The sequence below is a fragment of the Calothrix anomala FACHB-343 genome (assembly GCF_014696435.1).
In the GTDB taxonomy this organism is placed as follows: Bacteria; Cyanobacteriota; Cyanobacteriia; order Cyanobacteriales; family Nostocaceae; genus Aulosira; species Aulosira anomala_A.
The window spans coordinates 1-12,215 of record NZ_JACJQG010000004.1 but is presented as its reverse complement, the minus strand read 5'-3'; the positions used below and the strand labels follow the sequence as shown (position 1 = coordinate 12,215).

Annotated in this window: 10 protein-coding genes and 1 pseudogene; 5 read left to right on the top strand and 6 right to left on the bottom strand. The window is 43.1% G+C overall.

Translation table 11 applies throughout. The features are described 5' to 3' along the window. Positions 1–64: 64 nt before the first annotated feature. Positions 65–370 (bottom strand): CRISPR-associated protein Csx3, encoded by a 306-nt coding sequence (locus H6G08_RS02815; RefSeq protein WP_096642009.1) that lies wholly within the window; start codon positions 368–370, stop codon positions 65–67. Positions 371–1,183: 813 nt separating this feature from the next. On the opposite strand from H6G08_RS02815, the gene H6G08_RS02810 reads away from it, so the two are divergent. The 5 genes and pseudogenes from H6G08_RS02810 (at position 1,184) to xisF (ending at position 5,074) form a co-directional block, all read left to right on the top strand. Then, positions 1,184–1,684: a DUF2231 domain-containing protein gene (locus H6G08_RS02810; protein WP_190538777.1), complete on the top strand. Its 501-nt coding sequence runs from the start codon at positions 1,184–1,186 to the stop codon at positions 1,682–1,684. Next, a complete protein-coding gene (locus H6G08_RS02805; protein WP_190538776.1) occupies positions 1,681–2,286 on the top strand; it encodes a DUF2231 domain-containing protein in 606 nt (201 codons plus the stop codon). Before H6G08_RS02810 ends, H6G08_RS02805 begins: the two co-directional genes overlap by 4 nt. 108 nt (positions 2,287–2,394) lie before the next feature. Next, positions 2,395–3,336, top strand: coding sequence for a cytochrome c oxidase subunit II (locus H6G08_RS02800; protein WP_190538775.1), 942 nt, complete (start codon positions 2,395–2,397; stop codon positions 3,334–3,336). A gap of 14 nt (positions 3,337–3,350) precedes the next feature. Continuing rightward, positions 3,351–3,638 (top strand): annotated as a pseudogene (locus tag H6G08_RS02795) (cbb3-type cytochrome c oxidase subunit I); the annotation flags it as partial. 59 nt (positions 3,639–3,697) lie between these two features. Further along, positions 3,698–5,074, top strand: coding sequence for a fdxN element excision recombinase XisF (gene xisF, locus H6G08_RS02790; RefSeq protein ID WP_190538774.1), 1,377 nt, complete (start codon positions 3,698–3,700; stop codon positions 5,072–5,074). A gap of 382 nt (positions 5,075–5,456) precedes the next feature. Here xisF and H6G08_RS02785 read toward each other — a convergent pair whose 3' ends face one another. The 5 genes from H6G08_RS02785 to H6G08_RS02765 all read right to left on the bottom strand — a co-directional run. Continuing rightward, on the bottom strand, positions 5,457–5,852 hold the full coding sequence (locus tag H6G08_RS02785; RefSeq protein WP_190538773.1) for a toxin-antitoxin system TumE family protein: 396 nt from the start codon (positions 5,850–5,852) through the stop codon (positions 5,457–5,459). Continuing rightward, complete coding sequence (locus H6G08_RS02780; RefSeq protein ID WP_190538772.1) at positions 5,842–6,132, bottom strand: hypothetical protein; 291 nt, start codon at positions 6,130–6,132, stop codon at positions 5,842–5,844. Before H6G08_RS02780 ends, H6G08_RS02785 begins: the two co-directional genes overlap by 11 nt. Positions 6,133–6,549: 417 nt before the next feature. Beyond that, a complete protein-coding gene (locus tag H6G08_RS36850) occupies positions 6,550–7,737 on the bottom strand; it encodes an eCIS core domain-containing protein (protein ID WP_199322341.1) in 1,188 nt (395 codons plus the stop codon). A 35-nt stretch (positions 7,738–7,772) separates the two neighbouring features. Next, entirely contained in the window at positions 7,773–10,790 is a 3,018-nt protein-coding gene (locus tag H6G08_RS02770) for a contractile injection system tape measure protein (RefSeq protein WP_190538771.1), read from the bottom strand. A gap of 76 nt (positions 10,791–10,866) precedes the next feature. Further along, a partial coding sequence (locus H6G08_RS02765; RefSeq protein ID WP_190538770.1) for a hypothetical protein occupies positions 10,867–12,215 on the bottom strand: 1,349 nt, incomplete at its 5' end.

Here is a 12,215-nt window from a genome sequence, read left to right as displayed (position 1 = left end):
CTCCCCCTGTATCATCACCGTAAATCCCCAAATTTATGCAACAGCAGAGAGTTAAATTGGCTACTCAATCAACCAAGTCTCCTAATTTATACGCGGGATTGTGTGTGATAGAAATCACATATTTACCAATCTTAGGATCGAAAAAACCAACTGCACCGTAAATATGGGCAAGTTTGTGTGCTAAAACAAACGCTACAGGTATGGAGATGGGCCCGTTAATTTTTAATAACGAACCTCCTTGCAATTCCCCAGCGTTAGCCATTTCCTCTAGTCGCGCGGCTGCATCTTTGACAATTTGGTCATTTTGGGAAGGTTCGCCAAAATTAACTCGTAAAACCCCATCTTGGAAGTTGATTTTGTAAGTAGTCATGTTGTTTTCCCGGTGATGAGTTGTTTTCATCATACAGGTAGCTGGAAGAAGCTTATTCCGATTTTGGTTGAAGATTTGCCTATTAACTGCTTACATCCCCTAGTGGGGAATAAAATTATAGCAGCGCGCGATCGCACTTTTTATTTATTGCTAAATAATCCTATCTTCAGATATATTATTTCTCTACAGGTGGCGATAAATTGTAAAAGCTTAATATCACATCCTATAATTAACCGCATTTGCAGAATTTTCTCTCAGTTATAATCAACATATATATTGCCGATTCATTTGCGCACATTAATTGCAATAAATTACTCTCTTTCAAAGCTTTTGTACTCAAAATCACAAATTAATAATATTAAATTGTGCGCAATTAAACAATTTTTTTGATAGTTACATTTAAGTTTTATCAAGCTGCTAGTTGCGCTACATATCACAAAACAACTTTTTGATAAAAAAACTACTCCAAAGATTTTTATTTTCACTGTTTTGACAACTAGTAAAAAAATCCTTAAGCTAATAGATAGGTTTAATTAATCAAAGAGAAAACGGCGATTTTCTTTGGTGAACATCAAGAGCCGTTATCTCAAAAAATCCCCATGAACCAATGAATCAAGACTAAAATCCCAAACTCACGATTGAACTCCAGCACTCAGTTCCTCTACCACTAACCTAATATTTAAACAACCGGATATCGCCCCAAATATATGTAATTCTATATTCCGGTAATGGTAGAAAAATTGTGGTTAAAGCTCTTGAGTGTCAATCGTGCGAGTTTGTTTGAGGTTAAGCAAATATGACTAGGAGAATGCCGTGTTTGATTATCTAACAAATTTGAATGACCACAATTTACCCTATCCGGATACGCTCCATCCAATCGTAGTTCACTTTGTCATTGCGATGGTGCTATTCGCCTTTTGTTGTGATGTAATTGGCTATTTTACGCGCAACTTTCGCCTATATGAGGTAAGTTGGTGGAATATGCTCATTGCGACAATTTCCATCTTTGTTGCCATCATTTTTGGTCAATTTGAAGCAGGTTTAGCCCATCCTTATGAAGCAGCTAAATCAGTTCTCAACGTCCATACACTGATTGGCTGGTCACTATCAGGAATTATTGCCGCCATTACCGCTTGGCGCTACGTAATTCGTGCCCGCGACCCTCAGAGATTAACAATTTATTATCTCGGTGCTGGGGCGATTTTAACCGCAATAGTTGGCTTGCAAGTATACCTGGGAGATGAACTGGTTTGGGTATATGGACTGCATACAGTACCAGTTGTTGAAGCACTCAGAGACGGTCTTTTGCCATGAACTCAGAACTAATTAACCAATTTAGCGGGCAACTCGGCCCAAACGGCTTACCTTACAGTATTCCAGTTCATCCCAACTTAGTCCATCTAACTTTAGGTTTATTCATCATTGGGATTACCTTTGATATCGTTGGGGCGCTGTTTCCCTTCCAAAAATGGGTCTTTAAATTTTTCGCTATTTCTGTTGAACGTAATAACCTATTTGATGTTGGCTGGTACAACATGGTAGCCGCATCTACCATTACCTTTTTTACAGTCGCTGCTGGCTTTTACGAAATGTTGCTAGCACAACCACCAGCTGATGTGAAAAGCGCTTGGGGATTACCCGCCATAGATACCATGATTTGGCATGGTGTCGGTGGTGTGTTGTTACTAGCAATCATGATTGGTATGACAGTTTGGAGAGGATACCAGCGCTTTATTACTCGCCGGGATGAAGAGAAACAAGTGCAATGGCGCTATCTGTTAACAGGTGTCGTAGTCATGTTTATCTTGTATCTTCACGGCACTTTAGGCGCACAACTAGCCGCCGAATTTGGCGTCCACAACACAGCAGATAAATTGTTGCGATTAGGCCAAGACCTAAACACAGCGTTTAAGTAGTTATGCTTTGCAGAGTCCAAAGTCAAAAGTCCACAGTCCAAAGTAATGCATTTTGACTATTGACTCTTGACTATTGACTCTTGACCAACGATTAACGCCTCATAGATCATGAAATCCCAGAAGACATTCAATATTTTCGCACTAATAGCAGTCGCGATCGCGATCGCCATCATCACTGCTATCAGTTTCTGGATTGGAAAGCAGGCTTATACCTGGCTTCCTCCACAAGCTGCGGCTGAATCTATCCTCATCGATGATTTAATCAGCTTCTTAGTTACCTTAGGTGCCTTTATCTTTTTGGGAGTGACTGCTACTCTCATGTATTCGATTCTTTTCCATCGGGCACCAAAGGGTGATTACAGCGACGGCCCGCCAATTGAAGGTAATATTACCCTAGAAGTAGTTTGGACAGCCATTCCCATCCTCTTAGTATTTTGGATTGCCAGTTACAGCTACCAAATCTACGAACAAATGGGGATTCAAGGGCCAATGGCATTGGTACACCTGCATAATCCTGTAGGTATGGAATCAGCCTATGCAGCACCTAAAGATAAAAATGCCCCAGTAAAGGCTGTAACCGCACCAGTGGAAAAAATAGACGTAATTGCCAAACAATGGGCATGGGTCTTCCACTATCCAGAAACAGATGTTACCAGTAGCGAACTACATCTGCCAAGCGATCGCCGTATCCGTTTGGCATTAAAATCCGAAGATGTGCTTCACGGCTTCTATATTCCCGCATTTCGCCTCAAGCAAGACATCATTCCCAACCACAACATTGACTTTGAATTTACACCCATTCGCCCAGGTAAGTACCAACTCACCGATTCTCAATATAGCGGTACATACTTTGCAACCATGTACGCAGATGTGGTAGTTGAATCTCCCGAACAATACCAGCAATGGCTAGCCCAAGCTGCAACCAACAAACTTGCACCCGCAAAAAATCAAGCAGCTTACGAGTATGCCCAAGCCGCTAGTCAATCAGTTAAAACTGGTTGGGCTACTGTCGCACCTGGGTCAGCCCCACTAGTCAACTATCCTGGTTGAAAGGACAAGAACCGATGACAAATATCTCAATTGAAGGCGTCACCCTTCCTAGTGGCAAGCCTCAACACGAATCCCCAGGTGATTGGAAGCGATACTTTAGCTTTAGTACAGACCATAAAGTTATTGGTATCCAATACCTCGTAACCGCATTTATCTTCTTTCTCGTGGGCGGTATCTTTGCAATGGTGATTCGCGGCGAACTTATTACCCCCGAATCAGACCTCATCGATCGTACTGTATACAACGGTATGTTCACCATGCACGGCACAGTGATGCTGTTTTTGTGGACATTTCCCTCTCTAGATGAACTAACATCGGACATTTTATGTTAAACTGCGCTGACATTGAGTTTTAGAGGTTTATGCGGGTCGGTTACGTTAGAGTATCGAAATTTGAACAGAGTGACGCGCTGACTCAACAAACCGCCAGAATTGAAAAAGCTGGCTGTAGCTTGATTTTTTCTGACATCGAATCTGGGCGAAGCGACAGCCGGAAAAACTTCAACAAAATGCTCGCGATGTGCCGCGAAGGACAAATCAAAGAAATCGCGATCACTCGAATCGATAGACTGGCTAGGTCTGTGATGACCATCGCTAAAACAATCGCACTACTCGAAAAATTGAATATCAAACTTGTCATCTTAGATGCCCCCGTAGAAGATGCATCCAGCCCATTTGGGTGGTTTTCTCTAAATCAAATGGCAGGACTAGCTGAGTTTGAATCTCGGTTGTTACAGAGCAGAGTAAACCACGGATTAGAGCATTTTCGCGAACAAAACAAAGCTTATCAGCCACCGTTCGGGTTCGCTAGAGTTGACGGTAAGTATGTTCCCGATCTGACTATACATCAGCCCAGTGGAAAAACTAATTGGGCAATAGCCCAGGAAATTATTCAATATTTTTTATCTCAAAAAACTTCGCTGCGAAATACTATTCAACACTTTATCAAAGAATTCAATATTCAGTTTTCCCCTCCAGGGCTACGCTCTTGGTTGTTGAACCCAGTGCTGCGAGGTCACACTAGGTATAACGTCAAATTTAATCGCGTTAACCCCGAAAAATGGGATATTCGAGAAAATACCCATCAGCCTTTGATCTCAAAAGAAGTTTACCAACAGATTGAAACTCGGCTGAGAGAAAATCAACGCCTGTGGGGTAAGAACTTTGAGGGTGCCACACAAACAGATATTGGCGGGCGTTTATTGTCTGGGCAAATTATCTGCGGTTCCTGCGGAGGGAAATGTTATGTCCATGATGCTAAAAGATCTATGGGATTGCGATGCAAACGTCGCCGGGTTTACGGCGAAACTGCTTGTAGCAATAGAACCGCAGTTTCACTGAAAAAGGTTGTCGATGCCGTTGATGCTGCCTTAACAACAAGAGCGATCAAACTCAGGGACTATGTTGTCAGCAGCCAGCCATCGAACCAAGATACCCCGGAAATTATCGAGCTTAAATCCCGTCTTGAGGTACTGCGAAAACTTCCCAGAGATTCGATTATTGAAGAAGCAATCGACCGAACAGTAGTCAAGATTCAGCAACTTCAGCAACAAAACATTCAATTCGCTTTTGTTGGGGCAAGTTTGCAAAAAGAATTGATAGACACCTTCGGTGATGTTGAGTTCCTTGAGGTTATGCCAGATGAAAGCAAGAAGGATTTGTACAAAAAATTTGTCAAGGAAGTAAAAGTTCTAAATGGCAATGTCATCGCCGTGTTGTTGGTTGAGATACTGCGGTAACAACTCTGGGTTTGTCATGATCATTTTTTTTGTTGCTTTATCTACATTTAACGGCTTCACCAAACGAAATAACATAGCTAGCCTGAGCAGTTTTTCAGATAGAGTTTCGTTCTTCCTGGGAATGTAGCGAGACACATCAAATTCGGTTTTTCTTTGCGGCATGATTTTTCTGTGGCGTTCTATTTTTAGGTTAGTGTGCCAGCAAAAAATTTCTGTTACCTGCGATGCCTAAGGCGAGCTGCGCCTAAGCATTTGCTGAAATGATAGGCACTCTCTGGAAGACGGAGAGATGTTATCTGGATTTTGCGTGATTCAATGGTTATTTCAGGCGATCGCACTGAAAACCATTGACCAAGTTTTACGATCGCATTTTGTATGATCATCAACAAAGTGATCGCACTAATATTTTTTCAATTTCCTTTAGCACATCAGCTAAAAAAGGAGCATTTGATTTAACAACGTTATCCTCACTTCCATCATGTTTATGATGAGGAAAGGTAGTTAGATTTAATTTCCGGTGATGCTCAGTATTGTCATAGCGAAAAATTAGATTATTCTCTGAACTCATATATTGATAACTATACATTTTTCTATCTATGGATATTTCCACATAAACAAATTCTCTCAAATGCAGCAATGAATTATCTTCAAATTCCAGCTTTCCCCTAATAAAACCTTCATACATTCCTCTTTTTTCAGGTTCAATATTAAATAATTGAACTATTTGCGAGGATTCAATGAGAATCTGAATCTGCTGAAAGTAGTCTTCAATCAACAAAATGAATCTCCTCTATCGATTCTTTTGTTTGTTGTAAATGTGCCAACATTCGAGCTTCTCCGATCCATTCATCAAAGTCAAAATTATGGGATAATTCATCATTATTAAAGCGGATGATAAATTCCCCCGTCGATAATTGATATTTAGTTTCAAATTCTTGAAGACGTTCTTGTGTTCTTTTAATTCCTGCTGTCACACTTTGTAATCTTTCTGACAAAGCACTTTGAATAATTCGTCTGAGGGAATCTGGATCTTTTGACCTAAGTTTGAGTTCAGCCATTATCTTTATCCTTGCCTGCTATTGTAGAGTTTATGATATATTCCAGGGGATGGAGCAGGTTTTTAGGCGATCGCCCAAAAGTCAAAGCAATATCATCATGGTGTCGTATTTTAATTTAACGCACCCTACAAGATCGGCGATCGCACTTTTGCAAAAACCAATCACCCATTTACGCAAATCCACGTAGTGGACTGACACAGCTAAAATGTTGCAATAAATTTCTTCTCTTCTCTCTGTGTTCTCTGCGCCTCTGCGGTTTATTAATGCACCATTTTAGCCTTGTCGCGCCAGTAGGGTGCGTTAGCGACAGCGTAACGCACCGGAATTGGTACGTTGAAGGTGCGTTACATTTCATTAACGCACCCTACAAGATCAGGCGATCGCACTACTCGCTATGGGTTAAATTGTTGAATACCTCTATACGTTGACTACAGCAGCGTTTTGCCAGTAATGTGTGTTTGGTACACCTTGTTGAGCATGACCGCGGTGGTAATATGCTGTATGGTATCGAATTCGATTTTGTGCAGGCATTACTCCCTGATGCCAAAATGCAACAATTACTATATGTGATAAATAGGGAGCACCAGCTCGCGGATAGCTGACGACTATCTTTGTGTCGCTCGCTAGTCCTTGGTTGATTGCACGATTATTCAGATCTGCACCCAAATTGGGGATATTATAGGCAGCCGCGTGTGCGTGTATATCCGGTCCCGCAGCCGCTCCCTGGTTCCAGTGTGATGTGTTTTGCTCAATTAATCGCTGGATTACCGTCGAATTTCTCGCCTCTACTAGAGGCAATCGCATCACTGCCCCACCATTCTGCTGCACCACATGGGTCAACTCATGGGCAATCAACTCCTGACCTCCACGACTCCCTGGCTCATACGCCCCCTGCCGAAAGAAAACATCCTGTCCTGTAGTAAACGCCTTTGCCTGAATCGACCGATTCAACTGGTCTGATTGCGTATCTGTATGCACCCGCACCCCACTAAAATCTGCCCCCATTGCTTGTCCCATTGATTTTTGCAGACTAGCATCTAGAGGTTGTCCTCCTCCCCTGGCGCTGTTAATGGCTGATGTCAAATCTGGTGAAGCTTCCCCGCCTGCGATATCTTCGCGTCTTTGGATAGTGAACTTCGCTTGTAGTTCTTCTGGCTTTTCCTCCTGTCTTTGCAGACTGGTAATATCAGGTTTTGCCTGAAGTTCCTCTTTTTTTTCTTCCTGACGCTGTACTGACTGCCCTTGATTTGACTGCACGGGTGCTGGTGCATTTATTTGTTCTACCACTTGGGATGCTACCCGATCTGCTTCCTGCTCGTACTTATCCCCTGGCTCACCGATAGTCAATTTTGCCTGTATCGGTGATGGGTTAACAAACTTTCTCTGTACTGCCCCATTATCCTTAACTTCACTTTCAAAAGCAGGCATTCTTTGCACTACTGACTCACTTATAGCATCAGCATCGCTAGTAGCCGACCGTTGGAAAAAGGGTGTAGACTGCTCTTTTGCTAACGAAAAAAATGCTTGCTCTGGTTTAGCTCCGAAAAAAGGCTTTTGCGTCGCTGGCTGAGAATTTGTGCTTTTTTGGTTCTCGTTGGTTTTCATAAATTTCCCCTAAATATAAAAGTAATCTTGAGTTGCTAATGCCATTCCACAATCAGAATGTCATCCATCATCGGCAATTTCACCATGCTGAGTCCCCAAGGTAGACGACCCAGCAAAATATCGATCGCCTGTTGCTCTACCTGAAGCTTCCAGTTACCATCAGCTTGGGTAAGCTTCCCTGCACGCTGTAAAAAACCCTCCCGCAAACCGTCGGGGCTGGTGCTTTTCAGGGCTTCCCAGTAGTTGATGACAGTTTGTAACAGGTTTTCGCCTTCTGTTAAGGCGGTTGCAGGTAAATCTAAGCCACGGGAAACTGGCTCATCTAAAGGCCAGCCGCAAAGCAGTTTGGGTAGCACTAGTTCGTATTCTGGTGCGTCGGTTTGCTTGGTAGCTAGGTAATGCAACAGGTAAATTGCTGTTTGCTGTGCCAATTCATCCCGGAATGATTCGCCATCTAATAGCCCCACTGCATCGAGATAGACAGTTAAAAACGGATGTAACAGCACGATTCCGGCTTGGTTGACATACAACCCCGCAGTTTCTTCAGACTTCGATAATCTCGAACCCCTAGCCCGTCGGGGGGGTATGCTCAGGGGATTGGTTGGTTCTGGTGTCGGGAGTTCTACTTGCTCAACCGATGGGTTTTGCTGTGGTGTTGGGGTTGCGTATGTGAATATGTTTGTTTCTGGGGAAGATGGCGCAGGAACACCTGTCGATTCTTGGGGAATTGGGGGTAAGGCGGAGGTTTTTGTCTCAAAGGGTGGTGTGCTGATATCAATAAGTGTAGCAGTGAGCATCTGCTCAAGGGCATTTTGCCACAGGGTGCTGTCGCTAATTGGGAATGCAGCGATGCGCTGACGCAGGTTTTGCTGCGGCTTCTGATTGGCTATTTCTGGGGGAACTGCATCTTGGTTTTGTGTCGGTGCTGCTGCTTCCACTGGGGGAGAAGTTGCGGTTAATTGATTTGTGTTCGGTGTTAATCGCCAGATTTGCAGAAGTTTGGTAAGCCAGTTGCGAGTCCAATTGGCTGCGGGTAAGGGATTTAGTGATGGGTTATCAAAGCTCAGTTCTGCTAAGAGTAGCAGCCAAGCTTGTTGTTCTAATTGCTCACAGTTATCATTGCTCAGGTTTAAAGATTGGATGATTTCTCTAGCTTGAGCTAACAGGGTGTACCAATTTGTCCAAGCCGGCTGTAATTGCAATATCACCTGATGGCGTAAGGCTGGCGGGAACTGAGTAATTAATCTCTGTCTTGATGCTACATTATTAATCAGCAATTGCCGCAGAGGTAATTGCCAAGTAGTTTCAGTTTGGATGACTGTTTCCCAGCGTTGTAACCAAGTTTGCCAAGTTGTTGATGCTTGCTCATCTGGTAATCGACCATGTTCTAAAAAGTACAATAAAACTTGCCAATCTGTTTGTGGAGTGGTTTGAGGTAGCTGAGGCGATCGCTCTTTTTTCTCAGTAGCAGTTAAATTTAGCACCTGGTTATAGGCATTCAACCACAGGTTTCTTTCAGCACGAGATATAGCATCAATACTACTACGTAATCGTTCCCAAGCAATTTGCTTGACGTTGACATCAACCGCCAACTCATCACTTTCCCCCCCTGCTCCCCTGCTCCCCTGCTCCCCTGCTTCCTTGTCTCCCCAGCGCCAGTTTTGCACTAATTGAGCAAGCCAGTTACTTGTCCAATTTGCGGCGGGTAAGGGATTTAGTGATGGGTTATCGCTGCTGATTTCGGCTAAGAGTAATTCCCAAGCCTGTGTGTTTAATTTCTGTAAGCTATCACTGTTGAGGCTCAAAGACTGCATTAATTGTTGAGCTTGAGCTAGCAGGGTGTACCAATTTGTCCAAGCTGGCTGTAATTGCAATATCAACTGATGGCGTAAGGCTGGCGGTAACTGAATAATTAATCTCTGGCGTGCTGCTACATTATTATTCAGTAATGGCCGCAGAGGTATTTGCCAAGCGGTTTCAGTTTGGATGACGGTTTCCCAGCGTTGTAACCAAGTTTGCCAAGTTGTTGATGCTGCCTCATTGGGTAAACGACCATGTTCTAAAAAGTACAGTAAAACTTGCCAATCTGTTTGCAGGTGGGTTTGTGGCAGTTCAGGCGATCGCGCTGTAGGATCTGAGATAGCAGTTAGCACCTGTTCTAGTGCTGTCAGCCAAATTCTCTGCTCTTCACTGGGAAATCCTTGCAGATCGGCGCTGATTTGTTGACTAATTTGGTTAAACTGGGAGATTTGCGGCTGATAATCTGTAAAATTAGCTGATTGCTGCCAGATTTTCAACAGTTGGGCTAACCAGTTACGAGTCCAATTTGCGGGAAATGGTTTGGTAGGTGCGTTATCTGCACTAATTTCGCTGAGTAATAATAGCCAAGCTTGCCGATTTAGGTAGCGAATAGCACTACTATCTAATTTCCCGGATTGCATCAGCCCTTGAGCTTGTGCTAGTCGGGTAGACCAAATTACCCAGGCGGGTTGTAGTTGTAATATTAACTGGTGTAGGAAAGATTCTGGTAACTGCTCAATTAAGCGTTGCTTTGCTGCTTGGTTATTTATCAGTAATTCCCGCAGAGACTGTTGCAAACTGGTATCATTTTGCATCACGGCTGCCCAACGTGGAAACCAAGTAAGCCAGTCTCCTGAAGGACACCACCAAGGTAAGCGCCCATAGCGTAAAAAGTAGAGTAACACCTCCCAATCTGAGCCAGAGCGATCGCGGGTAATTTTTTCGGTTTTTGCACTACCAACCAACCTATCCGCTAAATGATCTGCTAAAGTCTCCCTAAGTGCTTTGATTAAATTGCGGATAAATTCATCAGCTAAAAATCTGCGGTCAATATAACCTATCTCCACCACTACCCGATCCAGGCGAATCACCTGCTCATCCCCCAGCAATTGATCAAAAAGACGCTCCATTTCCTGCACGCCCTGCTGCTGCAACAAGCGGCTCATATCTTCCTGTAAACTCCATACATCAGCTATTTGCCCAGTATCGAGTTCTAATACAGTTTTTCCAATGATGTGGCGTTGTTTAGTCATAGCAGGGGCTAGGGGCTAGAGGCTACAATTCTCTCCTTTGTGGGTATTGGGAGTAGTTACCCAAAGATTGAGCAGTTTATCCATTAGGATTAACGCCTTTGATCTCCTGAATATTCCACTCTTTAGTGTCAAATAGGACACGTAGGCGATTAAGTAATGTAGCGGACTTAGGTGTAGATGGGGTAGGGGTATTTGTACCAGTGTCACCGTCAGATATGTGAATGATTGTAGTCGAAGTTACCCCTAACCAGAGTACGTTGTTAATTTCCTTAACGGGTTGTGCTTGAATAATATGGTCGCCGACAATATTGAACCAGCCATCGGGTAGGCGGTAGGGTGTATTCATTGGACTACTAACCATCTCTTCATCACCAGGAGCAGTATAAGTAAATACTATGCTGTCTAAGGTAGCAGGGATAGTTACCGCTTCGATCGTATATTCAGCTGGAGATTCACTCTGTTTCTCTAACTCTCCTAATATAAAACTGTTATTGCTTCCCAATGAGATTTCGTCAAGTACATTTGTACCACTACGAATCACTAAATTAAACCCTTGTACAGCACCAAAGGGAATAGCAACGTTTTTGGTAACTGGATTGCTGCTACAACCACCAAGATTTTCTGGTGTAATTACCTGCAATGTAATAGAAACCTGTGCGCCAGCTTGCCAATTATTGAAATCATAGTTATAGCTAATTAAGAACTCATTATCATCAGGATTGCTGGTGTTAGCTTCTCCGTTGGGATGTTCCCACTCTAACCTCATGGAACTATTTTGTGCTGGTAAAATATCGAATACTCGCACGGAAAATCCATTAGCATTGATTTGGAAAATTTCTGCTTCAAAGTCACTTACAGGAACTCGATGTACGGTGAGGTTTTCAACGTGCTGGCTAGTACAGTTATTTTCGTTGACGATTGTATACTCAATGGTAAGTGTCACTTGTCGTGCATCACCGATTTTCACTGCACTAGGAATCAAATGCGGAGGATTAGATTGGTAATCAAGTGCATCATCAGAAATATCTTTGTCGCCAATTAATACTCGGAATTTACCACTCGCAACTTTGGGTATAAGTTCCACAGGTAGAGCATTCTCACAGATATTAGTTTGATTTTCTGCTTCACTACCTACTTGGAAACTCGCATCTGGTACGGCGAAAATTGTCAAAGTTTTCTGTGCAGAGTTGGTACAACCTTGACTGCTGGTGATGGTGTATTTTAATGTAACCTGTGTTGATGTTTCAGCTTCGTCGATTGTGACTGCTTTGGGGAGGAATTGAGAATTAGCGATGGCTGCGCCCACGTCTACGGCGAGCGCATTTTTAATCACTTTACCTTGTGCATCTAGCACTTGGAATGTACCACCCGTCACATTGGGTATAAGATTAACAGCTTCATCATTCGCACAGAAACTAGTTTGAT